Source organism: Rhodococcus sp. D-6 (genome assembly GCF_040256695.1).
In the GTDB taxonomy this organism is placed as follows: Bacteria; Actinomycetota; Actinomycetes; order Mycobacteriales; family Mycobacteriaceae; genus Rhodococcus; species Rhodococcus pyridinivorans.
Map to the genome: position 1 here is coordinate 3,807,834 of NZ_CP132970.1, position 25,198 is coordinate 3,833,031.

The window sequence follows — 25,198 nt, forward strand, 5'->3', positions numbered from 1 at the left end:
TGCAGACAACCAACGACACGGCGGCCTCCCTCCGGAGACCGCCGTGTCGTTGGTTGTGCAGCACACCTGGGCGTGACTACCCGCGCTGCTCCGGAAGGTCGTGTGACACAACGCCACATGCAAACCCGGTCCGGAGCCACGCAACAGACGCAGTCCTCTGCGCACCCAGTCCGAACCGAGGCGACATCGCGAGCAGCGATGGCCCTACGACAGCCGGCCGTTCACCCGGCGGGGGATACCCCACGGGTTCGCATCGACGAGAGCGGACGGCAGGTTCGCTTCGGGCACCGACTGGTAGGCGACCGGACGCAGGAACCGCCGAATCGCGGTCGCTCCGACGGAGGTGTGTACCGAGTTGGTGGCCGGGTAGGGACCACCGTGGTGCTGAGCCCAACCCACGGCCACACCGGTGGGCCATCCATTCCAGATCACGCGCCCCGCACGGCGCGCAAGCGCACCGAGCAGTCCCGCAGCATCGGGATCGTCATCGGTTCCGTGGACGGTCGCTGTCAACGTGCCCGGCAGGACAGCCATCGCCGCGTACAGCTCCTCGATCGATGTGTAGGTCACGATCAGCCCGAACGGACCGAAGCATTCTTCGAGCAGGTCCTGAGGGTTTCGACGCAGTGCCCGAGCGTCGGTCACGCCGATGACCGGGCGCACCGACAGATCGTCCAGACCACTCTGCTCGGGCACTGCCACCGGCCGGACCTCGGGATGGTCGAGGATCTGCTGGGACACCTCGAGAAACGACTGCCTGATCCCTGCGTGCAGCAGACGGAACGAATCATCGGCGACCGCGGTTCGAACGAGCCACTCGATCGAACTCTGCTCGGGAACGAACAGCAGCCCCGGCTTGGTGCAGAACTGACCCGCACCGAGCAGCAACGATTCGAGGAACTCGCCGGCGATCTTGCCCGACCGGTCCTCGGCGGCCGCAGGTGTCACGAACACCGGATTGGTGCTGCCGAGCTCACCGTAGAACGGGATGGGATCCGGGCGACCGGCTGCCAGATCGGCCAGCGCACGGCCACCCGATGTCGAGCCGGTGAACCCGACGGCGGTGATACGCCGATCCTGGACGAGCTGACGTCCGATCTCGGCGCCCTGCACAACCCCGAAGGTGCCGTCCGGGGCGCCGCCCGCCCGCAGTCCCTCGTCGATCGCCCGCGCATAAGCGGCGGTCAATCGCGGCTGAGCAGGGTGGGCTTTGGCCACGACGGGGCAGCCGGCAGCCAATGCCGAAGCAGTGTCTCCGCCGCCGAGTCCGAATGCGAACGGAAAGTTGCTCGCACCGAACACTGCGACAGGTCCGGTGGGTACGAGCATCCGACGCAGATCGGGACGCGGAGCAGGGTGCGCATCCGGATCGGCCGTGTCGATGATCGCTTCCAGCCAGGAGCCCTCCTCGACGACCTCGGCGAACATCCGCAGCTGCGTCGTCGTCCGCGTGACTTCGCCGCGCAGGCGCGGCTCGGGCAGTGAACTGTCGGCGGCCGCCAGCGGCACCAGTTCCGACGCTGTGGCGTCGAGCGCATCGGCCACCGACCGCAGAAGGTGCGCTCGCTCGTGCAGGTCCGTACGAGCAAGAGGCGCCGCGGCGGCCTCGGCGGCGTCGAGAATCCGCTCGTAATCCTGCGCGGAGGTGTCGAGAAGAGTGTCTGTCGCAGTGGTTTCCATTGCTGTCCTGTCGAATTCGGAGCATTCCGTGCTGAGTGTGTGGATCTCAGTGTGCGGGAGAACCGATGTGATGCGACATCTCCACATGGAGATGGTGTGAGTGCAGTCACCGCCTCCAGGATGGGCATCACACGAGATACCGGATGACTTTGGAGGACGACGATGACCGCAACGACAGGACCACTCGCGGGGGTTCGGGTACTGGATATGACACGTCTGGCGCCCGGACCGTACGCGAGCATGCTGCTCGCGGACCTCGGCGCAGAAGTGATCGCAATCGGTGGTGGTCGTTCCGGGCTTCCGGTGCCCGCGCTGTCGCGAGGCAAGGAATTCATCTCGCTCGATCTCAAGACCGCCGACGGCCTCGACGCCCTGCACACCCTCGTTTCGGAAGCCGACGTCTTCATGGAAGGATTCCGCCCCGGAGTGGCAGACAAGCTGGGCGCCGGTTACACGGAACTGTCGGCCCTCAATCCCGGACTCGTCTACTGCAGCGTGACGGGCTACGGCCAGAACGGGCCCATGGCGCAGCGCGCCGGGCACGACATCAACTACCTGGCCATCGCCGGTGCCCTCGGGACCTTCGGCCCCTCGGATCACCCGCCGACACTGCCGCTGAACCTGGTCGCCGACTTCGCAGGCGGCGGATTGCTGTCGGCATTCGGCATCATGTCCGCCCTCTACGACCGCACGCGTACAGGCAAAGGCCGGTACATCGATGCCGCCATGGTCGACGGCGTGCTGTCGATGATGGGAATGAACTTCGTCGATTGGCAGACGCCGACGCTGCCCGGACGTGGACACGGCGTACTGACCGGATCGATGCCGTTCTATCGGTGCTACCGCTGCTCCGACGATCGCTACGTCGCAGTCGGGGCCCTCGAGACCGCCTTCTTCGAACGGTTGTGGACCACCCTCGACCTCGGTGCCGTTCCGAACCATTTCGACGAGTCCACCTGGGACCACATCGAAAAGTCACTGACCACAGCATTCGAGACGAAGACGATGGCGGAGTGGACCACAGTGTTCGCCGATGTCGATGCCTGCGTGACACCGGTACTCGAACCGCACGAACTCGCCACCTTCGATCAGATCGTGGCCCGGGACCCGGACTTCGCACTGGATTCGGTCCCCGTGGTCCCGGTGTTCTCCGACGGCCCGACACGGCGCGCCACCGACACCCACGTCAAGACCGAGGAAGTGCTGCGCCGTGCCGGTGTCGCCGAAGACCTCGCCCACCGGGCGGCCGCAGCCGGTATCCCCTCGTCCGTGACGGGTCTGAGCTGGCCCCCACTGTGACCGTCGAACTTCCGAATCATCACCTTCCCCACACAGACCAGGAGTAATTCATGAGTATCGAGTATCGCGAATTCCGCGAGAGCGTCCGCAAACTCGCGCAGACCAAGATCGCACCGCACGCCGCCGATGTGGACGACAAGGAACGATTCCCCTCGGAATCCTGGGCAGCCCTGCGCAGCAACGACCTGCCCGGACTCGCCTACCCCGAGAGCCTCGGCGGCAGTGGAGCCGACCTGCTCGCCCAGGTCATCGCTGTAGAAGAAGTCGCAGCGTCCTGTGCAAGCACGGCACTGGTCATGCTGGTCAACTGGGCCGGCACCTCCACCGTGCTCCGTCAAGGCTCCGACGAACTCAAGCAACTGGTGGTACCGAACGTCGCATCGGGCGCCGCCGGCGCCGCATGGTGCATGACCGAGCCGCGCGTGGGCTCGGACCTGTCGGCGATCGCAACGACCGCAACCCAGGATGGGTCCGACTGGATCCTCAACGGTCAGAAGCGGTTCATCAGCAATGCGCCGTGGGCCGACTGGTACGCCGTGCTGGCGAAGACCGGAGAGAAGTCACTCGGCATCTTCATGGTGCACAAGGACGACGCCGGCGTCAGTTTCGGCGCTCCCGAAAAGAAGATGGGTATGCGCGGCAGCCCCACGACCGACGTGAACTTCGACGAGTGCCGACTGCCCGCCGTCCGGGTCGTCAACGACCCCTACCAGGGGTTCGCGTACATCTCCGAGGAACTGAACGTCAGCCGGGCACTCATCGCCGCGCAGGCTCTCGGCATCGCACAGGGCGCATTCGATGCCGCCGTGTCGTACACGACCGACCGCGAGCAGTTCGGCCAGTCCATCTCCCGCTTCCAGCTTCTGCGCGGCATGGTCGCCGATATGGCCGTCAAGATCGAGTCGGCCCGCACGCTGCTGTACGACGCAGCCCGTCTCATCGACGACGGGGAACCGGCGGGACGGACGAAGGCGGCCATGGCGAAGCTGCTGTGCAGCGACACCGCCATGTCGGTGACCACCGATGCGCTCCAACTGCACGGCGGATACGGCTATGTCCGTGATTATCCGGTCGAGCGGATGATGCGCGACGCCAAGATCACCCAGATCTATGAGGGCACCAACCAGATCCAGCGACTCATCATCGCCAAGTCGGTATACGGAAAGTAGGCGCACCGTGCACCACCCCCAGCAACAACAAGCGCTGAGCGGCATCCGGGTCCTCGACCTCGGCGAGATCATGCAGGCGCCCGTGGCCGCGCAGGTTCTCGGCGACCTCGGCGCCGAAGTGATCAAGGTCGAGCGCGGTGTCAACGGAGACATGCTGCGAGGCCTCGATCGCGAGTCACTCGACGAAGGTCGCCCCAGTGCCTACTTCGCCGCGGTCAACCGCAACAAGCGCAGCATCGCACTGAACCTGAAAACCTCTGAGGGGCAGGACATTCTCCATCAGCTCCTCGCGGAGGCGGATGTTCTCATCCACAGCTACCGGACCGCGGCAGTCGAACGACTGGGCTTGACCTACGACGATCTGCACGAGCGCTATCCTCGGCTCGTCTACGGCACTGCGACCGGATTCGGCGAGACCGGGCCATACGCCCACAAAGCAGGCCAGGACATGCTCGCGCAGGCACTGAGCGGAATGGCACGCGCGTGCGGCGACCCGTCGATCTCGGCATACGTACATCCGGTACCGACCGTGGACTACGCCTCGGGTATGGCCCTCGCCCAGGGAATCTTGGCAGCACTGTTCGAACGCGAGCGCTCCGGCCGCGGCCAGAAGGTCAGCGTCAACCTCTTCGATACAGCACTGGCCCTGCAGACTCTCGAAAGCTCCACACTGCTGGCGTACCAGCGTGAGACCAACTGGGTCAGCGACTGGTACAGCGGCATCTTCGAAACGACCGACGGTCTGCTCTTGGTACTCGGCCTGTTCCGCGAGAACGCTCTGGGTCTGGCATGCAAAGCTCTCGACATCGACGATCTGTCCGTCCAGCCGACGTTCGCCACACCACAGCTCCAGGCAGAGAACAAAGAGGCCGCCAACGCGGTTCTGCGTCCGCTGGTCGCACAGTTGAGCACCGCCGAGGCGGCAGAGTTGTTCGACGGGGTCGATCTGCTGTGCGCACCGCTGCTCACCCTGCAAGAAGCGCTCGATCATCCCCAGACGCGGCACAACGGCACGCTCGTCGACGTCGAGATCGAGGGTGTGCGCACCACCCGGTTGATGGGCAACCCTGTCACGTTGTCCCGCACCCCCGCCCAGGTGCACCGTGGGGTGCCGGCGGTCAGTGAACATGCCGACGAAATCCTCCATGAGCTCGGTATCTCCGAGTCCGATGTCCAGACCTTGCGCAATAAGGGAGTGATCCGATGAGTAATGCGATGCAGACGGACCCGACGAGCCCGACCACCGGCACCGCCACCGCGATGGTGCTCGAAGGCTTCGGACAGACCATGACCGCGACGACGTTTCCGCGCGTGACCCCCGATGCCGGCGCGGTCGTCGTCGACGTCACGCACGCGGGAATCTGCGGAACCGACATCCACCTGCAGCAAGGTCGCCTGCCCATTCCGGTACCGCTCATCCTCGGACACGAGGCGGTCGGTCGCGTACACGCCCTCGGCGAGGGAGTCACCACCGATGCCCGGGGCGAGCAACTGCACGTCGGGGACGCGATCTCATGGGCGTCCAACATCCCCTGCGGGCACTGCTACTACTGCCAGGACCAGCACGAACCGTCGCTGTGCGAGACCCGCAAGGTGTACGGCATCAACCAGTCGTCGGCCGACTGGCCCCATCTGTCGGGTGGGTGGTCCGAACAGATCTACCTCCAGCCCGGCTCGACGATCATCCGCATCCCGTCCTCGGTGACCCCGCAGCAGGTGATCGCACTCGGCTGCGCCGGCCCGACGGCCGTGCACGCCGTGAACGATATCGCCAAGCCGCAGACAGGTGATGTCGTCGTGGTCCAGGGCAGCGGACCGGTCGGCCTGGCCTGCGCCATGTACGCCACACTCGCCGGCGCAGCAAAAGTGATCATCGTCGGCGGGCCGGCCAACCGTCTCGAGGTCGCGCAGGCCGCCGGCATCGGCGACATCCACATCGACATCTTCACCGAGACCGATCAAGAGGCCCGCCTGGAACGGATCCTCGCGCACACACCGGACGGGCGCGGCGCCGACGTCGTCATCGAGGCCACCGGCGTCCCGACCGCAGTAGCCGAAGGCATCGACCTCGCCCGCCGCGGCGGCAAGTACCTCGTCGTCGGGCAGTACACCGACCACGGCACCACTCCGATCAACCCCCACTACATCACCAAAAAGCAGCTGCAGGTGCTGGGAAGCTGGGCGTTCTCTCCGCAGAACCACCTCGAATACGTCGAATCCCTCCCCCGGCTGACCGCCCACTTCGATCTCGCGTCGATGGTCACCGAATACCCGCTCACCGAGGCGGACGATGCCATGACCGATATGCGGGACGGGCGCACGCTCAAGTCGGTCCTCACCACCGGAGGCCGGTCGTGACCAACTCCCCGTACACCGCGGCGATCGAGGCGATGCTAGAGCGGATCGACTCGACCGCCAAGCAGACCGACGGCACCTTCCCGCACTACGGCGACATCGAATCCGGCGAATGGACCACCACCGCCGACGGAAACTGGACCGGAGGATTCTGGGGTGGCTTGGCCGCACTCGGCTTCGCCGCCTCGGGTGACGAGCGCCTGGCGCACCTCGCCGACGACATCACCGCGCAGATCCTGCCCCGGCAGAATTCCGACACCGCATTCCGCGGCTTCCTCTTCTGGTACGGGGCCGCAGTCAACCACCTCGTCACCGGAAGCGACGACGCGGCGCAGACCGCTCTGGCAGGTGCCCACGGCCTGCTCACCAGCTTCAACGATCGCGCCGGCATCATCCCACTCGGAGCAGAAGCAGAAGAAGCAGAGGCGGTCGGAGAAGGCGCCGCGAACATCGACGCCGTCCCGGGCACCGTCGCGCTGCTGTCGTGGGCCTCGGCACATACCGGCGACCCACGCTTCCTCGACGCCGCGATCCGCCACGCGCAGCGGCACATCGAACTGTGCATCCGCACCGATGGCTCGGTCTGCCAGTCGGCACGATTCGACACATCCAATGGTGCACTGCTGGATCGCTACACCCACAAGGGCATGAACGCCGACAGTACCTGGGGCCGGGCACAGGCGTGGGCGATGGTGGCATACGCCCAGGCTGCGCAGTGGGCATCGCCGTCCTTCCTGCCGACCGCCGTCCGACTGGCCGAATGGTGGCTCGACCGCACACCGAACGGCGGCGTCGTGTCCTGGGACTTCGACGCCGGCAGCGGTCCGGACGTACCGATCGACACCTCCGCCACGGCCATCGCCGCTGCCGCGCTGCTCAAGCTCGATCGGCTCGTCCCTGAGCGGACCGACTTCCGGGACCGGGCCGTCGCCCACGTCGAGGCACTCCTCGATCACCTCACCCCCACCGGACCACACGACAGCAGACCGGCCGGGATCCTGATGGACGGTTGCTTCGACAAACGCCGCGACTTCGCGACCCGAAACGAACTGATCTGGGGCGACTACTTCCTGCTCGAGTGCCTGATCAACCTGAACAACCGGTCCGATACGCTGAAGTTGTGACCGAACTACCATGACGGGTCACCCGAGACCCCGGAAAGAAGATCGAGGAAAGCCGGTGTCGGAAAATACACCTACTGCAGCTCACGAGTTCACCCACTCGGACCTCAAACCGTCGATCCTCGACAATCTCGCACTTTCGCGCGCCGAGCTGCTGGTTCTGACCGACGAAGCGTCGGCGATGACCACAGCAGGCCAGCGGATCCGGGAGATCGGCGACTTCGACATGTCGCTCATCGGGCGCGTCGAGGTCGATGGGGTGATGGTTCACCGCAGTTGGCAGGGCACGAAGAGCAACGCTCTGCACCGACTGGTGGTGCCGGAAGGGATCGGGCTCGGCGGCAAGAGCATCATGCTCCAACAACCCGTCTGGGTACGGGACTATCTGTCCGATCCCGGAATCACCCACGACTTCGACGCGCTCGTCGAACAGGAGTCACTGCGAGGAATGCTTGCCGTGCCCATGGCTTATGAAGGTCATGTACTCGGCGCCATGTACGTCGGCACCCGCGAATATTCGTCCTTCGGTGATCGAGTCATCGCAGAGATCCAATCGATCGCCGAAACGGCCGCCGTCACTCTCCTCAGCGCCCAAAGGGCCGCCACCCAGACAGAACTCGCCCTCGAAGCCGAACGGAAACGGCTCGCCGAATCCCTACACGATTCCGTGAGCCCGGTCCTTTTCCGGATCGGTGCCGAACTGCAGAGCCTGCGCGCCCTCGCTGACGCGCAGGCGATCCACGATCGCCTGCACGAGATCACCGAACAGGTACACGCCGTCAATGCTTCCATCCGCAGATCGCTGACCGACCTCACCGCGCGGCCCCCCGAACGGAATCTTCCGGTCGGCATCGAGGAGGACTGCCAGGCATTCACGCTCCGGACCGGTATCCCGGCCCGTTTCGTGCCCCTGACCGAATCCCCCGACCTCGATGCCAGCCGCGTCGAGGCACTCCAACGCCTTGTTCGCGAAGCGCTGGTCAACGTGGAGAAACACGCCGACGCGTCCACTGTGGTGGTCAGCTTGTCGGCGCGGTCGGGCAAGGTGACGGTCGTCATCAGCGACGACGGCCGGGGCGTCGACGGCACCGACGATCCGATGCGAGGAAGCCAGCTGGGGCTCGGATTGGCTGCAGGGCGCCTCGAGCGGCTCGGGGGCGGCATGTCGGTGGTCAGCGACGACGAAAGCGGCACCACCGTGCGCGGCTGGGTAGACGCTCTGGAGGGACCGAGCACATGACCGCGCCACCGAAGACCATCCGCATCCTCGTCGTCGACGATCATCCGATCGTGCGTGGCGGCGTGGAACTACTCGCCCGCGAGGACACCGACCTCGAAGTCGTGGGAGGTGCACTGACCGGCTCTGCCGCGGTCGAATTGGCCCGCACCCTGTCCGTCGACGTCATCCTCCTCGATCTTCGGCTCCCCGATATCCCTGCACCGGAACTGATTCCGCGTCTTCGTCGAGTCGCGCCGCACGCGCGGATACTGCTGTTCACCGCGTTCGCCGATCACGGTGCCATCGATCTACTGATGGAAGCAGGCGCCGACGGCTGCCTCGTCAAGGACATCAGCGGACAGGACTTCGCCACAGCCATTCACCGTGTGTCCAGCGGAATCCGGGTGGTCGACCCGAGGTTGACGGGACCACGAAAAGTCGTGACCTCCGAGGCGCTGTACCGGGCCGGCCTGACCCGGCGCGAGTACGAAGTGCTGCGTTTTGCGGCCATGGGTCACAGCAATCCCGAAATCGCTCAGGAACTGTCTCTCACCCGCAACACCGTAAAGACCTATCTGCAGAGCGCCATGCAGAAACTGAACGCGCGCAATCGCGTCGAAGCCATTGCACGCGCTCACGAACTTCGCTTGCTCTGAATCGAATTCGCTATACCCGGAGCGCACTCCACCTCTCCACATGGAGATGTTATGTGTTCTGGGTCACCCATATATTGAGCCGCAGAAATCATCTCGCGCTCGCGGCAACGGAGGCCCCACATGCCCAAAATGTCCCAAACATCGAAAGTAGGCTTTGCCAGCGGTGTCGGCACAACAGTCGAATGGTACGACTTCTTCATCTACGGCACCGCAGCCGGACTCGTCTTCAACAAGATCTTCTTCCCCGAGTTCGACTCTCTGATCGGCACTCTGCTCGCCTTTGCCACGTTCTCTGCCGCCTTCGTGGCGCGCCCGCTCGGCGGAGTGGTGTTCGGTCACTTCGGTGACCGGATCGGACGCAAGTCCATGCTCGTGATCACCTTGACCATCATGGGCTTGACCACTCTCGGAGTCGGGCTGCTCCCGAGCTACGAGACCATCGGCGTCGCCGCACCGATCATCCTCGTCACCTTGCGTTTCGTGCAGGGTCTCGCACTCGGTGGTGAGATCGGCGGGGCGATCCTCATGGCCGTCGAACACGCTCCCGCCGACAAACGCGGCTACTACGGCAGCTGGGTGCAAATGGGCGTGCCGGCAGGACTGATGCTCGGTAACACGGTCTTCCTGTTGATGGCCGGACTGTCTCCCGAAGCGTTCGAATCCTGGGGATGGCGCATTCCCTTCTTGATCGGCGGCGCATTCGTCGCGATCGGCCTGTTCGTCCGACTGCATGTCGGCGAAAGCCCGAACTTCGACCGCGTCAAGAAGAACGCACAGTTGGAGAAGCTGCCCATCGGGGTGGTCCTTCGCCACTACCCCAAGCAGGTCCTCCTGACCTGTGGTGCCTACTTCGCCATCGGCGTCACCTTCTACGGCACTACGGTATTCGGCCTCAGCTACGGCGTCACGCAGGTCGGCTACACCCGAAACCAGATGCTGACACTCGTCCTCGTCGCCATGGCGGTCACGTTCGTCGCACTACCGTTGTTCGGCAAGCTGTCGGACGCCTACGGCCGAAAGCCGGTCTTCCTCGCCGGGGTTCTCGCCATGCTGCTGTTCACCTTCCCCTGGTTCTGGCTGGTCAACTCCGGATCCTTCGCGCTGGCGATGATCGGGTTCGTGGTGTTCTGCCTCGCCTTCGCCACCTCCTACGGTCCCCTCGCAGCCTTCTTCGCCGAAGCCTTCGACACCCGCATCCGCTACACCGGAATCTCCTTCGGCTACACGATCGGCACCCTCGCCTCGAGCGCTCCCGCACCGATCGTCGCCACCTACCTGCTCGATCGCACCGGCTCGTACGTCGCCGTGGCGCTGTTCATGGTCGCAATGTGCGCCGTCTCCGTCGTCTGCGTGATCGCCATGCGCGAGACTTACCGACAGGACCTGTCCGACAACGACGAAACCTCCGGACAGGAACAGCTGTCACCGACCTCTCACTGAGCACGCGCACGCACCGGTCCCCGGTCGCCGACGTCCCGCCCCCTTCGGCCGGCCGCCGATTCGTCCGCACACGATCCCACGGCCGTGGACCTCGACAGACATCCATCCCACCCCGATTCCCGGGGGCGCGGAACTCCTCCCCCCGCGCCCCCGGCACCCTCGAAACGAGTCCAGATGAGCATCGCCGAACCGTCGCTGCACCCGTTGGCTCTACCCACCACCTCACTGCGTGTCCTGGTCACCGGCGTCGAACAGAACGAAGGTGCCCACGTGGCCCGAACGTTGGCAGCAGCTGGACACCACGTGTTCACGCACAGCTTCACCCTCGATGCTGCCGAGCACCTCGCCGGCCGAGTCGCCGATGACGACGGGATCGCTCATCCGGTCGCGGCCGATCTGACCCTCGAATCCGACGTCGACAACATGTTCACCCACCTCGAGCGACGATATGGCGGCATCGACGCGCTCGTGCACACCGCATGGCTACCCGGCCCGGAAACAGCATGCCACTCGCTGAGCGAGATCCGCCCCGCCGACTGGGGCCGGTTCACCTACGACCACATGGCGTTGTTGTTCCACACGACCAGACGTGCTGCAGTATCCCTGCACCGCACCGGCAGCATCGGATCGATCGTCACCGTCACCGGCCTGGATACGCTCCGCAGAATCACCGACACCGATCGAGGACCGGCGCGAGACTCCATGGACGGCGCAATCGAATCCTTCGCTCTCGCCGCCGGACGTGAACTCGGCAGTAACTTCTTGCGGATCAACAATATTCGTCTGGTACCCACCCCGACTCCGGAGACAAGTGTCACCGCTGCTGCCCCGATACGCCTCGAAGCGGTGCTGCCGGAGCTGATCGACCCAACATCCGATATCGGCTCCGGTGGCATCTTCACTGCCTACACCTCGTTCCCTGCACCTGTGCGGTGATCGACGTCGGCCCGATGTCCCCATTCGTTGTCATCGGCGCGTCGAATGTTGCCCGGCTCGTGTGCGCGTCGCTCACCCAACGCCACTTCGATGTTGTCCACCTCGATGCACCCGACGACCCGGAACTTCTGCAGATCACCCAGCACGACCCGGCCGGGGTCGCCGTCGTCACCCACGACGACGCGGTCGCCGTCCGTTATGCCCTCGCCATCGCCCACATCAGTCCCCACACACCGATGGTCGTGACCGTCTTCGATCGCACCATCGCCAACCAGCTCACCCGATTGATTCCCCACTGTCAGGTAACCTCCCCCGCAGACCTCGCGACACCGTCCCTGGCCGGCCCGTGCATCGCTGCCACGATCGACGCCGCGCACACCGCGCCCGATGGCACCACACGCGTCCTCCGACAATCCGCCCACGGTGACCAACCGACCTGGCAGCCGCTACCCCACAGCCGCACCAGCAGAATTCGCCGCCGATTCGTCCACTCCGTAGGCACACTGCGATCCCACGACGCCGGCACCCGCATGCTGCTCACCGGCCTTATCGGACTGCTCGCCATCCTCCTGATCGATTGGATATGGCTCACCGTCGGCAAAGGGCACCACTGGGTCGAGTCCCTCAAAGAAGCAGTCCAGGTCGTCGCCACCGTCGGTCCCGCACCGGCCTCATACGGCGACCACACCTATGACGTGTTCGCGGCTCTGGCGATGTTGGCGGCGATCGTGTTCACCGCCATGTTCACCGCCGGGATAATCGAACGTCTGCTCGGAACCAGCCTCATCGGCTTGATCGGTCAACGGGTTCTCCCCCGCCGCAACCACGTCATCGTCGTCGGATTGGGACAGGTCGGTCTCCGGTTGTGCCTCGAACTCCGCAAACTCGGCATTCCCGTCGTCGCCATCGAACGCGACGATCGAGCCCGCAATCTGCGCCTGGCTCGAGCACTGAACATTCCCACCATCGTCGGGCACGGTACCGACAGAACCCTCCTCGAACGCGCCCGCCTCGACCGGGCCCGATGCCTTGCCGCCGTGGGCTCCGACGATCGTGACAACATCGCCGTGTCCGTAGCAGCCCACGGAGTGCACCCCGACGCCAGACTCGTCCTCAGAGCCGGCGAACACGAAGCCCTCACCGACACCGGATCCCTCCTCCCGCTAGGGATCACCAGGAATGTCGCAACCTTGAGTGCAACCTTCGTCGTCGCCCGACTGCTCGGTCTCGACGCACACCGTGTGGTAGTCGCAAACGACACGATCCACCTCGAACTCGACGGGTCCTTCGAACAGTTCGTCCTCGCCGCACGACACCATTGCCCCCATGTCACCGGGACAGATGCTCACTACCCCTCGTTCGAGGTACGACTCCGACGAACGCCTTCGAGGCAGCGCACATCAACATGGCACGAATCCGGAGCCGACAGACAATAGCGTCGACGATTGTCCAGTCATGCAGCGCTGGCGAGTTTCCTCCGTCGCACTGTGACCGCCAGCGACATTGGGAACTCACCCGACTCCTTACGTGGGCACACCGCCCGTTTCGGCTCCGATCGACTCGTGCCCCGCCACATCCTCGAGGGCCGGAACGGTGGGCGCGTTCAAGTACACCGTGCTGCCGGCGGCCCTGAACTGGTCGGACATATGTTGCATCCCGGCGACGGCGGCCTGGTCGGCGGCGTCACCGAACCTGGTCCGGATGTCTTGGGAGATACGCATCGAGCAGAACTTCGGCCCACACATCGAGCAGAAGTGCGCTGTCTTGGCCGGTTCGGCCGGAAGCGTCTCGTCATGGAACTGCTCGGCCGTATCCGGATCCAGCGACAGAGCGAACTGATCCCGCCACCGAAACTCGAAACGCGCCTTCGACAACGCGTCGTCACGCTCGACGGCACCGGGATGGCCCTTGGCGATGTCGGCGGCATGAGCGGCGATCTTGTACGTGATGACCCCGGTCTTGACGTCGTCCCGATTCGGCAGTCCCAGATGCTCCTTCGGGGTGACATAACACAGCATCGCGGTGCCATGGCGGGCGATCTCGGTGGCCCCGATCGCGGAGGTGATGTGGTCGTAGCCCGGAGCAATGTCGGTCACCAGCGGCCCCAGGGTGTAGAAAGGCGCTCCATGACATAACTTCTGTTGACGCTCCACATTTTCCCGCACCCGATGGATCGGGATGTGGCCAGGGCCTTCGACCATCACCTGAACGTCGTGAGCCCAGGCACGGGTGGTCAGTTCGGCAAGAGTGTCCAGTTCGGCGTACTGCGCGGCGTCATTGGCGTCGGCGATCGACCCCGGTCGCAGCCCGTCCCCGAGGGAAAATGCCACGTCGTAGCGGGCGAAGATCTCGCACAGTTCGTCGAAGTGGGTGTAGAGAAAATTTTCCTCGTGATGGGCGAGGCACCAACCGGCCATGATCGACCCACCTCGGGAGACGATGCCGGTGAGCCGCTCGGCCGTGAGCGGTACGTAGCGCAGCAGCACTCCGGCGTGGATGGTCATGTAGTCCACACCCTGCTCACACTGCTCGATCACGGTGTCGCGGAAGATCTCCCACGTCAGCGCATCGGCCTGGCCGGCGACCTTCTCCAGAGCCTGGTAGATCGGCACCGTGCCGATCGGCACCGGGGAGTTGCGAATGATCCATTCTCGGGTGGTGTGGATATCTTCGCCGGTGGACAGGTCCATCACAGTGTCCGCGCCCCAACGGGTGGCCCAGCGCATCTTGTCGACTTCGTCGACGATGGAGCTGGTCACCGCTGAGTTGCCGATGTTGGCATTGATCTTCACCAGGAAGGACTTGCCGATGATCATCGGCTCGGACTCGGGGTGGTTGACGTTGGCGGGGATGATCGCCCGACCCGCCGCCACCTCCGAGCGCACCAGTTCCACGTCGCAGTTCTCCCGCAGCGCCACGAACCGCATTTCCTGGGTGATGATCCCCGCCCGGGCATAGTGCATCTGCGTGACCGTCCGGCCTGTCTTCGCTCGCACCGGGACAGGTCGGGGCCCCTTCCACTCCTGGGACGCCTCTCCACGCCGCACAGCCGAGCGGCCATCGTCGAGCAGATCCCGTTCTCGCCCCGGGTAGTGCTCGACGTCGCCGCGAGCAGCAATCCAGTCGGCGCGCGTCGGCGGGAGCCCGACCAGCGGATCGCTACCGGGACCTGCAGTGCGGTAGACCTGCAGCGGCGGGTTCGGCACCCCGCCGGGAGAGTCGTTCAAGCGGATCTCTGTGACAGGTACACGCAGGTCGTGTTCCTCGTCGTGGACATAGCTCAGGGCATGCGAATTGGATGCACTCATCGGAATCGTTCCTACTTCCTTCGCCGGCATTACCCGGGCAGGTTCGACGGTCGCAGGCTGCCTCAGCCCGATCTCAGCCCCTGCAATAGGGCTCCCGTGGGGACGTCACAGACCCTAACACCCGACTCGTCTCGCTGCAGATGTAGCTGGTCCGGTCGTCGGAGCGGTGCGAAGTCGGCCCGTCCTGTACGAGCTACGAGGAGGTACTCTTCTGAATGTCATCGACTGTCGACTCGAGGAGATCGGGACCTTGTCCGCACAGCTGGCCTTCGATGGGGACTGCTGCACGATTCGGTGACAGTTTCGGTCACGCAGCCTGTGCGACTGGTGTGGTCATGATGGTTTCGAACTCGACCGGCGTCGATCGGGGGAGAGGCAGGTCCGGGACACCAGCAGGTCGACGGTCACGCCGAGAGGCCGTAATGCTTCGGCGATCTCTTCGAAGTGTTGCGCCGAGCGAGAATATCGGTCGGGGCCATGAGGACCGCCTGAAAGCCGCCTTCGATTACCAGTAACGCAAACGCAGTGGCTGCCAGGACGGGGGCCTTTCCGGCGCCGACGTCTCCCTGCAGCAGCCGATTCATCGGCCGGAGGCGGTCATGTCGGTGTGGATATCGGCTATCACCCGCAGCTGTGCACCTGTGGGGTGTACGGCAGGCCGGCCAACCATGCATCGAGCAGTCGTCCGGTGGGCTTGTGGGCGATGCCGACTTCTGCGGCTTGTGCGTTTCGAAGCACTCCGAGGGCAAGCTGCGACCGCAGGAGTTCGTCATAGGCCTGTCGGTCCCGTCCCTTTTCTGCGTGCTGTTTGGATGCGGGGACATGGACAGCGCGTAGCGCGGTCAGCTGCGACGGCAGCTTCCGTTGAGCCAGCAAGGTCGAGGGATTCGGGTCATCCAGCTTCGGGAGTCGGCGGCGTGCATCGACCGCGGCACGGCGCAGCATCCACGTGTCCACCTCATGTTTCTGCGATTGGGGTAGATCGCGAGCAGTGGTGCGGTGGATTCGCTCATCGGTTCCAACAGTGGTGAGGTCATCTGCAATGCGCCGTTGAAGAACATGGCGGAGACTCGGGTGTTTTCGTCCACGAGTTGGAATCGCACGTAACATTTTCCCCAGTTCCCCGTATGCTCACGAGTCGTGCGTATCGATCAGGTGTGGCGTTATCCGGTGAAATCGTTCGGAGGAGAACGGATCGACGCCGCAGCGATCGAAGCGGACGGTGTGCGCGGCGACCACCTGTGGGCGCTGGTCGACGCCGAAACCGGAAACATCGCGAGTGCGAAGCGTTTCCGACGCTACGGACTGCTGTTGACCTGCTCCGCACGACTTCTGAACGACGACGACCCCCGCGATCCGGCGGCACTCGAACTCACGCTCGCCGACGGCACGGTGGTGCGCGGCGACGATCCCGAGGTCGACGACCTGCTGTCGAAGCTGGTTGGTCACGACGTGCGGCTCGAACCGCGTGACCGCACCTACGACGAGGCGCCGGTGCATCTCGTCTCCCGCTCCGCGGTCGAAGCGCTCGGCACCGGCGACCCCACCGATGTCGCGTTGCGGCGGTTCCGGCCGCAGTTGGTCGTCGACACTCCGGACACGACCGGTTTCGTGGAGGACGAATGGATCGGCCGACGGGTGTCGGTGGGCTCGGCAGTCCTCGAACCGCACAAGCGCACCGCGCGGTGCGTCATGGTGACGCTCCCCCATCAGGAGGTTCCCGCGCGGCGCGACATGCTGCGTGAGGTGATGACCGCGCATCAGGTGCCCAATGTGCCGGAGGGCAAGCCGATGCCGTGCATCGGTGTCTACGCGACCGTCCCGACTCCCGGCGACATCACCGTCGGCGACGAAGTCCGGATCGGGTAGACCGGGTCACTTCCCGGCGAGGTAGTCCTCGACGAGAAGCTTCTTCTGCACCTTGCCCATGGCGTTGCGCGGAAGAGCGTCGGCGGTACGGATCTCGCGGGGGCGCTTGTGGATCGACAGGGTCTGCGCGACGAAGTCCGAGAGTTCGCCCGGATCACGGAGATCCCCGACGACGTAGGCGACGATCCGCTGTCCGAGATCGTCGTCCGGCACACCCACCACCGCCGCCTCCTGCACGCCGGCATGGTTCAGCAGCGCATGCTCCACCTCGCCGGCGCCGATCCGGTAGCCGCCGGACTTGATCATGTCGACCGATTCGCGGCCGACGATGCGGTGGAAACCCTGGTCGTCGATCACGGCGATGTCGCCGGTCTTGAACCAGCCGTCTTCGGTCATCGACTCGGCGGTCTTCTCGGGGTTGTTCAGGTAGCCGTCGAACAGGGTCGCGCCGGACACCTCCAACTGGCCGAGGGTGTCGCCGTCGTGCGGCACGAGGTTGCCGGCCTGGTCGCGCAGGCGGGTGGAGACGCCCTGGATCGGCAGTCCCACCCAGCCGGGCCGGCGCTCACCGTCGTGGCGTGTGCTGATCGTGATGATCGTTTCGCTCATCCCGTACCGCTCGATCGGCGCGGAGCCGGTGAGGGCGAGCATGCGCTCGAAGACCGGAACGGGAAGGGGCGCACTGCCCGACACCAGAAGTCGCGCGGACGACAGTGCGCGAGCGGATGATTCGTCGGCAGCGACCCGCGACCACACGGTAGGAACACCGAAGTACAGCGAACCACCGGCTGCCGCATAGGCTTCGGGTTTCGGTCGCACCGTGTGCACGAGTGGCGAGCCCTGCCGGAGCGCGCCGACGACACCGAGGATTAGTCCGTGGACGTGGAACAGGGGAAGTCCGTGGACGAGCGTGTCGTCGGACGTCCAGTTCCATGCCTCGGCGAGACCGTCGAGGCCGGCCGCCACGGCGGACCGCGAGAGCACGACTCCCTTGGGGGCACCGGTGGTTCCGGAGGTGTACATGATCATTGCGGCGCTGCCCGGGTCCGCCTCGGCGTGCGAGGACGACGAGCGCGCGTTCGCGTCGACCGGGATCGCGGGCAGGGTGACGTCCTCGGGGGCAGTGCCGAGCCACACCTGCGCACCCGAGTCCTTCAGGATGTGCGCGCGTTCGGCCGGACCGGAATCCGGCGGCACCGGCACGGCGGCCACACCGGCCATGAGGCATCCGGTCGTGGCGATCACCGTCTCGATGCTCGCGGTGGCGTCGATGGCGACCCGCGAGGAACCGGCGACCTCGTCGGCCACCGCGGCGGCGGCTGCGATCAGTTCGGAACGGGTGAGCGATCCGTCTCCGACTCGGACGGCACTGCGGTCGTCGCCGCCTGCTCCGGACTCGGTGAGCGAGGTCAGCAACGGCACGGGCGTGGTGGTCATCGGTGGGTCCCTTCTCGACGTCCTGCCGGACGGTGTCGCGCAGCGTCTGGTCCATATTGTGGACCGATGTGCTACGATGCAGTCCGGCTCAACCTATATTCCGTGACGCCTGCCGTCAACGACGCGTGAAAGGTTCCGATGAACAGCGTTCTCACCGCACTCCGCGTGTTCGAGGAGGTCGCGACCACGCAACCGGTCGGGCTGTCGGAGTTGAGCAAGCGCCTCGACGTCCCCAAGAGCACCGTCCAGCGATGCCTCAGGACCCTCGCCGAGGCCGGCTGGCTGCGCCCCTCGGCGGCGAACGCCGGGCAGTGGGTCATTACCGGCCGCGCGTTCAGCCTGGGCAGTGCGATGTCGTCCGGCGACGACCTGCGCGAGGTCGCACTCCCGGAACTGAACCGCCTGCAGGCCGAGACGGGTGAGACCGTCCATCTCGCCGTGCCGGACGGGAACGAGCTGGTCCTGATCGAGCGACTCGACAGTCCCCATCAGCTGCGCGCCTTCCTCGCCCTCGGCACGCGCCTTCCCCTCCACGCCGCGTCGACCGGCAAGGCCTATCTCGCGTCGCTGCCCGACGAACGGATCGAAGACTTCCTCGCGACCGAGCTCCCATCACTGACCGAGCGCACCGTCACCGAACCGGCGGCGCTGCGCGAGGAGATCGCCGAGATCCGCGCCCGCGGGTATGCCGTGACCGAACAAGGGCTGCACGACGGCATCGCCGCCGTCGCCGTCGCGCTGCGTGGGCGCGGTGGCACCGTGCGCGGTTGCTTCAGCATCTCCGGTCCGGCTTCGCGGCTGACACCCGACCTCTTCGCCGACTACGGCGCGAAGGCGCTGGCAGCGCGGGACGCGATCGAACGTCGCCTACCCTGATCCGCTCCGAGCAGGACTGGCGGGCGCCCCCACCTCTGGACATATCGTTTATCGATAGGTATAACGATTATCGATGGTATCGACAATCGATAACCCCGCCGTCCGGCGAGTTCGGAGACGACCATGAATTCCACCCACGACACCGACCGCCCCCAGGGCCCGGGCACCGAACCCGACACGCTCTCCCCCACCGAGACGTCGAAGAAGGACCGCACCGATCTGCGGGCGTCCCTCACCGTCTTCGCGCTGACCTCACTGATCGTGCTCTTCACCTATGTCCGCGACCTCGCGAGCTCCCTCGGCGACGGCATCGTGACCGCGCGGGTCCGGTTCGACGACGCGGCAGCGGCGCCGGTGCTGTCCACCCCGAACGGCACCGACCTCCAGACCACCTCGACGACGGTGATCGACGTTCCGACCGACCCCCTCTCACCCGTCAGCGTCGGCCTCCTCCGCGCCGGGGAGGCGGTACAGACGTTCGGTTACCTGACAGCCCTGGCCCTGCTGAGCTGGATCGTCGTGCGATTCGTCCGGGGCCGATTGTTCGACCGGGGTGTCATCCGGCTCGTGTGGGTCACGTCGATGGTGGCGATCGCGACCATCATCGTCCCGATGATTCCCCGCACGCTGGGCACCAACATGTTGATCCGTGACGTGGACATGAACGAGGTCCTCTCGAACGCGCCTCTCGGACCGGAGTTCTGGTACGCCTACGTCTTCTGCATGGTGATCTCGGCCGTGGGCGTGGTACTGCGGATCGGCAGCCGCATGGCGCGCGACAACGAAGGACTCGTCTGATGCCTCCGGAAACCGAGCATGCCGTCCGGTGTCATCTCGACGAGCTGCTGGCCGATCGGGGCATGACGCTCACCGAGTTGGCCGACAAGGTCGGCGTCAGCGTGGTGAACCTGTCGGTACTCAAGAACGGACGCGCCCGCGCGATCCGCTTCTCGACCCTCACCGCCCTGTGCCGCGTACTGGATTGCTCTGTGGGCGACATTCTTTCGGTCGACTGACCGACCCCGGAAAACAGCGATGCCCGGAACCTCGTGGGTTCCGGGCATCGCCGATCGGCCCGGCCGGTGGCGCTCCGGCTGACGCACGGACCTGTTTCCTCTATTCCCCGATCGCGGGAAGAATGCGGGTGCGGACCTCACCGAAGCCGATGCGGGTCCCGTTCGGGCCGGGCGCGGTGGCAGAGATGGCGATCTCGTCGCCGTCCTCGACGAAGGTGCGCGTCTCGTCGCCGACCTGCACGGGTTCTGCTCCGCCCCAGGTCAGTTCGATGAAGGCGCCGCGCTGGTCCTTCTCCGGGCCCGAGATGGTGCCGGAGCCGAACAGATCACCGGTGCGGGTCGCGGCACCGTTGACCGAGGTGTGGGCGAGCATCTGCGCGGGCGACCAGTACATCTGCGCGTACGGCGGGCGCGACACGACGTGCCCGTTCCACTCGACCTCGAGATCGATGTCCAAGCCCCACTTCTCGGTGCCCTTCAGGTACGGCAGCGGTTCCGGGTCCTGCACCGGGGTGTCGATGCGGGCGGCCTCGAGCGCGGCGATCGGGACGACCCACGGTGAGATCGACGTCGCGAAGGACTTGCCGAGGTTCGGGCCCAGCGGCACGTACTCCCACGCCTGGATGTCGCGGGCCGACCAGTCGTTGAGGATGACCGCGCCGAAGCAGTGGTCGGCGAACTCGTCGGGGGTGATCCGCGAACCCATCGGGGAGCCGACACCGACAATGAAGCCCATCTCGGCCTCGATGTCGAGGCGGATCGACGGACCGAAGACCGGCACAGGATCGTTGGGACCCTTGCGCTGTCCGCACGGACGCACGATGTCGACGCCCGAGGTCACGACGGTGCTCGACCGGCCGTGGTAGCCGACGGGCAGGTGCTTCCAGTTCGGCATCAGCGGGTCGGGATTCTGCGGGCGGAACAGCCGGCCGAGGTTCGACGCGTGGTTCTCCGACGCGTAGAAGTCGACGTAGTCGGCCACCTCGATCGGCAGGTGCATCGTCACGTCGGCGACGGCGAAGACGGCCTCGTCGGCGACGTCACCGGCGACGAGTTCCTTGATCGCAGAGCGGACTTCGTCCCACCGGGCGCGGCCCCGGGCCATGAACGCGTTGAGCGACGGCTCGGCGAAGACGATGTCGTCCTCGAAGACACGGCTCAGGTCGAGGACCGAATCTCCGACGCGGACACCGACGCGGGGTTCGCTGTCGGCCGTGGAGAAGATGCCGTACGGCAGGTTGTCGAGGCCGAAGAGCGAGCCCTCCGGAATGGCGATGGTGGTCATGCGTTCGTTCCTTCGGTGATCGGGGAAACGGTCGAGGGTGCCAGACCGAGTCCGAGCAGATCCTCGAGCGGTTCGGCGATGCTGCAAGTGCCGTACGACAGGAAACGGCGCCGGACCTCTGCGGCCCGGTCGTCGGAGAGTGCGCCGAGACGTGCGGAGAGCACTGCCCCGTCACGTTCGGCCAGCACGGACGCGACCTCGTCGATGTCGGCTCCGGACAGCACCGCGTCCACCGCGGCCAACAGGTTCACGAACCCGTGCTGTTCGAAGCCCGTCCTCGGGTCGGTGTTGCGCACCGCGTGGTGCAGACCGGCGGTCGCCTTGAACGGAACTCCCGTGGTGACGACCGTCGAGACCGCTGCGGCGAGCTCGGCTTCGTCCGGATAAGCCTCCGCCACGATCCCGCCGGTGCGGAACTTGGCGGCGTACGGCGTCCCGGTCAGTCGGGCGAGGATCTCGGCTCGGCGCTCGTCACGCGGAACCTCGACGAATACATCGATATCCGGTCGACTCACCCTGATCTCGTCGAGCGCCGCGAACAGCTCGTCGACGGATTGCTCTGCGGGGACCGCGATCTCGAGGGCCACCACGGACACCGAGTCCATTGCGTCGACCTGCTCGAGTGCGGGCCGGACGGCGGCGGTGCCGGTCGGTGCGGTCAGGCTCAGGGCCAGCTCACCGGGATACGGGTGCTGCGCCAGGTGATCTGCTAGTTCACCGAGGCGACCGGCCGGGAAGACGAACGCTCCGACGAGCGGTGCGTGCGCGGACGAGCGGTGCCCGGCGTGGGCGGGGACGGCGACGGGCAGCGGAGCGTTGCCCGGAGGGAACAGCGCAGCGTCGTCGCACAGTCCGGTCAGAAGAGGTCCGAAAGTCACTTGGCCGCTCCTGCATTGCGGTTCCAGCTGCCGGCGTAGGCGGCGTCCTCGCACGCGAGCGCACCCTCACCGAGTTCGAGCGGGCGGAAGGTGTCGACCATGACGGCGAGTTCGTCGAAGAACTCCACACCGATGCTGCGCTCGTAGGCACCCGGCTGCGGGCCGTGCGCGTGACCACCGGGGTGCACCGAGATCGACCCCTGGCCGATGCCCGATCCCTTGCGGGCCTCGTAGTCGCCGCCGCAATAGAACATGACCTCGTCGGAGTCGACGTTCGAGTGGTAGTACGGCACCGGCACGGCCAGCGGGTGGTAGTCCACCTTGCGGGGCACGAAGTTGCAGATGACGAAGTTGTTGCCCTCGAACGCCTGGTGCGCCGGCGGCGGCTGGTGGACACGGCCGGTGATGGGCTCGTAGTCGTGGATCGAGAAGGTGTACGGGTACAGGCAGCCGTCCCAGCCGACCACGTCGAAGGGGTGGTGCGGCATCAGGTAGCGGGTGCCGACGACGCCGTGCGAGGTGCGGTGCTTGACGAGCACCTCGACGTTCTCCTCCTCGACCTGCATCAGTTCGGTCGGGCCGTGGAGGTCGCGCTCGCAGAACGGCGCGTGCTCGAGGAACTGCCCGAACTTCGACAGGTAACGCTTGGGCGGGACGATGTGGCTGTTGGCCTCGATCGTGTAGGCGCGCAGCGGTGCATCGCCCTTGGGCACCCAACGGTGGGTGGTGGCCATCGGCAGCAGGACGTAGTCGCCGGGCTTCGCCTCGAGGGGGCCGAAGACCGTCTCGACGGTGGCCTCACCGGACTCGACGTAGACCATCTCGTCGCCGACGACGTTGCGGTACAGCGGCGAGGGCTTGGACGACACGACGTACGAGATGCGGACGTCGGCGTTGCCCAGGACCAGACGACGACCGGTCACGACGTCCGTCTCGGCCCAGATCGTCTCGGGGAACAGATCGTGCAGCTTCAGGTGCCGCGGCTCGAGCGGATGGTTGGGCGTGGTGGTCTGATCGGGCAGCTTCCACTCGGTGGCGTCGACGATCGCCGACGGGATGTACCGGTGGTAGAGCAGCGCCGAGTCGGACGAGAAGCCCTCCTCGCCCATCAGCTCTTCGTAGTACAGGTTGCCGTTCTCGTCACGGTGCTGGGTGTGACGCTTCGGCGGGATGACGCCGAGCTGTCGGTAGAACGCCATGATCTGACTCCTCGCGGATCTCGGGCGTGCGAGGGAAGGTCGCTCGCCTGGAATTAGTAAATACGTTAACTAACCGGAGGGCGTGAGCGCAACCACAGAGAGGTCACGAGGCTGTGTCAGTTGCGTCCGCGCACGTCGAACTGGCTGCGGTTGGTGATCAGCTTGTTCAGGAGCATCACGAGAATCTGCTGCTCGGTGGGGGTGAGCACCTCCACCCAGGCCGCCTCACGCTCGTTCTGCGCGCGGAAACTGTCGCGGATCTCCTTCTCCCCCGCTTCGGTGAGTGACAACTGCACCGAACGCGCGTCGTGACTGACCGGCGTCTTCTCCAGGATCCCCGCTTCGACCAGCGGTTTCGCAAGGTTCGAGACGGCGGCGCGACTCATGCCGGTGAGTCGCGCGGCGACGTTCGGCTCGATCGGGCCGGCAAGCCAGATGACGAACATGAGCCGATAGGCCGACCACGACCTGCCGCGGGGACGGTGAACCGCAGCTTCGAGGTCGTAGGTGACGATGTCCGAGGCCCGGTTGAGCGTGAGCAGGACTTCGGTCGCGCTGCGGTGATGTTCGCCGAACTTGCTGTTCAGACGCTCCTGCGCGAGTTCGACGAAGGACCAGTAGTCGAGGTCGCGGGGTCCGGACATGCGGTCACAGTACCGCAGATCCGGGATAATTCATCCATTTACTATCCGGTGGATCACCCGGAGATCGGCGGGACTGCGGAAAACCGCACCCCGAATGCCGTGAAGTCGGCGGAAAACCGCAGCGACCTGCGCGTTCGTTGCTCCTAGCGTTCCGGGCATGAACTTCGCACAGACCCTCCCGCAGTCACCTACCGATGAACTCGACGGCCTCGCAGGCCTCTCGTTGCAGCTGATGGAGATGCTCGGAGCACCCGGTGCCGGTCTCGCGGTCGCCGCGGAGAACCTCTTCCCGCCGATCCCGAGCGAGGTGATCCTTCCCCTCGCCGGCTTCGCGGCCTCCCGCGGGGAGATCTCCCTCGTCTCGGCCGTCGTGTGGACCACCCTCGGATCCCTCGTCGGCGCACTGCTGCTCTACCTCGCCGGGCGCGCCTTCGGCCGTCAGCGAATGTATGCCGTGGTCGAGCGACTCCCCCTGGTGAACACCCCCGATCTGCGGCGCGGCGAAGAGTGGTTCGCCCGGCACGGCGAGAAGTCGGTGCTCCTCGGCCGGATGGTGCCGCTCGTGCGGAGCGTGATCTCGGTTCCCGCCGGGGTGGAGGCCATGCCCGTCGGTCGGTTCGTCGTCCTGACCGCCCTCGGTAGCGCCCTGTGGAACTCGATCTTCGTACTCGCCGGATACCTCCTCGGTGAGAACTGGGGAGTCGTCGAACCGTATGCCGATGTGCTGCAGAAACTCGTGATCGTCGCGGTGGTCGCAGCAGTGGCGGTGTTCGTCGTCCGCCGTGTCCGATCGATTCGCGCCCGTTAGGGT

23 protein-coding genes and 1 riboswitch are annotated in these 25,198 nt (G+C 65.7%); of the genes, 15 read left to right on the forward strand and 8 right to left on the reverse strand.

Annotated elements, in window-relative coordinates; genetic code table 11:
• Window positions 1-204 precede the first annotated feature (204 nt).
• On the reverse strand, window positions 205-1,680 hold the full coding sequence (locus RBB84_RS17720; protein ID WP_064256497.1) for an aldehyde dehydrogenase (NADP(+)): 1,476 nt from the start codon (window positions 1,678-1,680) through the stop codon (window positions 205-207).
• Window positions 1,681-1,887: 207 nt separating this feature from the next.
• Between RBB84_RS17720 and RBB84_RS17725 the strand changes: the two genes are divergently transcribed.
• The 10 genes from RBB84_RS17725 (at window position 1,888) to RBB84_RS17770 (ending at window position 13,311) form a co-directional block, all read left to right on the forward strand.
• On the forward strand, window positions 1,888-2,979 hold the full coding sequence (locus RBB84_RS17725; protein WP_064256496.1) for a CaiB/BaiF CoA-transferase family protein: 1,092 nt from the start codon (window positions 1,888-1,890) through the stop codon (window positions 2,977-2,979).
• Between the two features lie 50 nt (window positions 2,980-3,029).
• Window positions 3,030-4,148, forward strand: coding sequence for an acyl-CoA dehydrogenase family protein (locus RBB84_RS17730; RefSeq protein WP_006552209.1), 1,119 nt, complete (start codon window positions 3,030-3,032; stop codon window positions 4,146-4,148).
• A 7-nt stretch (window positions 4,149-4,155) separates the two neighbouring features.
• Window positions 4,156-5,355, forward strand: coding sequence for a CaiB/BaiF CoA-transferase family protein (locus RBB84_RS17735; protein WP_024102240.1), 1,200 nt, complete (start codon window positions 4,156-4,158; stop codon window positions 5,353-5,355).
• Window positions 5,352-6,506 carry a zinc-binding dehydrogenase gene (locus RBB84_RS17740; protein WP_033097427.1) on the forward strand — a complete coding sequence of 385 codons (1,155 nt, stop codon included), beginning with the start codon at window positions 5,352-5,354 and terminating at the stop codon, window positions 6,504-6,506. Before RBB84_RS17735 ends, RBB84_RS17740 begins: the two co-directional genes overlap by 4 nt.
• Entirely contained in the window at window positions 6,503-7,627 is a 1,125-nt protein-coding gene (locus tag RBB84_RS17745; protein ID WP_064256495.1) for a glycoside hydrolase family 88 protein, read from the forward strand. Before RBB84_RS17740 ends, RBB84_RS17745 begins: the two co-directional genes overlap by 4 nt.
• A gap of 55 nt (window positions 7,628-7,682) precedes the next feature.
• A complete protein-coding gene (locus RBB84_RS17750; RefSeq protein WP_064256494.1) occupies window positions 7,683-8,864 on the forward strand; it encodes a GAF domain-containing protein in 1,182 nt (393 codons plus the stop codon).
• Window positions 8,861-9,499, forward strand: a complete 639-nt coding sequence (locus tag RBB84_RS17755) for a response regulator transcription factor (protein ID WP_006552214.1) — start codon at window positions 8,861-8,863, stop codon at window positions 9,497-9,499. Before RBB84_RS17750 ends, RBB84_RS17755 begins: the two co-directional genes overlap by 4 nt.
• Before the next feature lie 129 nt (window positions 9,500-9,628).
• Window positions 9,629-10,939 (forward strand): MFS transporter, encoded by a 1,311-nt coding sequence (locus tag RBB84_RS17760; protein WP_006552215.1) that lies wholly within the window; start codon window positions 9,629-9,631, stop codon window positions 10,937-10,939.
• A 174-nt stretch (window positions 10,940-11,113) separates the two neighbouring features.
• Window positions 11,114-11,875, forward strand: coding sequence for an SDR family oxidoreductase (locus RBB84_RS17765; protein ID WP_064256492.1), 762 nt, complete (start codon window positions 11,114-11,116; stop codon window positions 11,873-11,875).
• 14 nt (window positions 11,876-11,889) lie between these two features.
• On the forward strand, window positions 11,890-13,311 hold the full coding sequence (locus RBB84_RS17770) for an NAD-binding protein (RefSeq protein WP_231912026.1): 1,422 nt from the start codon (window positions 11,890-11,892) through the stop codon (window positions 13,309-13,311).
• A gap of 87 nt (window positions 13,312-13,398) precedes the next feature.
• On the opposite strand, the gene thiC is transcribed toward RBB84_RS17770, so the two are convergent.
• Window positions 13,399-15,183, reverse strand: coding sequence for a phosphomethylpyrimidine synthase ThiC (thiC, locus tag RBB84_RS17775; protein WP_064256491.1), 1,785 nt, complete (start codon window positions 15,181-15,183; stop codon window positions 13,399-13,401).
• A riboswitch (TPP riboswitch) is annotated at window positions 15,181-15,291 on the reverse strand. Its footprint overlaps the gene before it by 3 nt.
• A gap of 513 nt (window positions 15,292-15,804) precedes the next feature.
• Window positions 15,805-16,128, reverse strand: a complete 324-nt coding sequence (locus RBB84_RS17780; RefSeq protein WP_153008407.1) for a hypothetical protein — start codon at window positions 16,126-16,128, stop codon at window positions 15,805-15,807.
• A 195-nt stretch (window positions 16,129-16,323) separates the two neighbouring features.
• Between RBB84_RS17780 and RBB84_RS17785 the strand changes: the two genes are divergently transcribed.
• Complete coding sequence (locus RBB84_RS17785; RefSeq protein WP_064256490.1) at window positions 16,324-17,052, forward strand: MOSC domain-containing protein; 729 nt, start codon at window positions 16,324-16,326, stop codon at window positions 17,050-17,052.
• Window positions 17,053-17,058: 6 nt separating this feature from the next.
• Here the strand turns inward: RBB84_RS17785 and RBB84_RS17790 are convergent, their stop codons facing one another.
• Window positions 17,059-18,489 (reverse strand): acyl-CoA synthetase, encoded by a 1,431-nt coding sequence (locus tag RBB84_RS17790; RefSeq protein ID WP_064256489.1) that lies wholly within the window; start codon window positions 18,487-18,489, stop codon window positions 17,059-17,061.
• 138 nt (window positions 18,490-18,627) lie between these two features.
• Between RBB84_RS17790 and RBB84_RS17795 the strand changes: the two genes are divergently transcribed.
• The 3 genes from RBB84_RS17795 to RBB84_RS17805 all read left to right on the forward strand — a co-directional run bounded on the left by RBB84_RS17795 (window position 18,628) and on the right by RBB84_RS17805 (window position 20,381).
• Window positions 18,628-19,365 (forward strand): IclR family transcriptional regulator, encoded by a 738-nt coding sequence (locus RBB84_RS17795; RefSeq protein WP_064256488.1) that lies wholly within the window; start codon window positions 18,628-18,630, stop codon window positions 19,363-19,365.
• A 123-nt stretch (window positions 19,366-19,488) separates the two neighbouring features.
• Window positions 19,489-20,163: a hypothetical protein gene (locus RBB84_RS17800; protein ID WP_064256487.1), complete on the forward strand. Its 675-nt coding sequence runs from the start codon at window positions 19,489-19,491 to the stop codon at window positions 20,161-20,163.
• Window positions 20,163-20,381: a helix-turn-helix transcriptional regulator gene (locus tag RBB84_RS17805; protein ID WP_064256486.1), complete on the forward strand. Its 219-nt coding sequence runs from the start codon at window positions 20,163-20,165 to the stop codon at window positions 20,379-20,381. The genes RBB84_RS17800 and RBB84_RS17805 overlap by 1 nt, the downstream gene beginning before the upstream one ends.
• A gap of 100 nt (window positions 20,382-20,481) precedes the next feature.
• On the opposite strand, the gene fahA is transcribed toward RBB84_RS17805, so the two are convergent.
• The 4 genes from fahA to RBB84_RS17825 form a co-directional block, all read right to left on the reverse strand.
• Window positions 20,482-21,666: a fumarylacetoacetase gene (gene fahA, locus RBB84_RS17810; RefSeq protein WP_064256485.1), complete on the reverse strand. Its 1,185-nt coding sequence runs from the start codon at window positions 21,664-21,666 to the stop codon at window positions 20,482-20,484.
• Complete coding sequence (locus tag RBB84_RS17815; protein WP_064256484.1) at window positions 21,663-22,544, reverse strand: hypothetical protein; 882 nt, start codon at window positions 22,542-22,544, stop codon at window positions 21,663-21,665. Before RBB84_RS17815 ends, fahA begins: the two co-directional genes overlap by 4 nt.
• Entirely contained in the window at window positions 22,541-23,743 is a 1,203-nt protein-coding gene (locus RBB84_RS17820; protein ID WP_064256483.1) for a homogentisate 1,2-dioxygenase domain-containing protein, read from the reverse strand. Before RBB84_RS17820 ends, RBB84_RS17815 begins: the two co-directional genes overlap by 4 nt.
• Window positions 23,744-23,859: 116 nt before the next feature.
• Entirely contained in the window at window positions 23,860-24,387 is a 528-nt protein-coding gene (locus RBB84_RS17825) for a MarR family winged helix-turn-helix transcriptional regulator (RefSeq protein WP_064256482.1), read from the reverse strand.
• 157 nt (window positions 24,388-24,544) lie between these two features.
• Between RBB84_RS17825 and RBB84_RS17830 the strand changes: the two genes are divergently transcribed.
• Window positions 24,545-25,195, forward strand: a complete 651-nt coding sequence (locus RBB84_RS17830; protein WP_064256481.1) for a DedA family protein — start codon at window positions 24,545-24,547, stop codon at window positions 25,193-25,195.
• Window positions 25,196-25,198 lie beyond the last annotated feature (3 nt).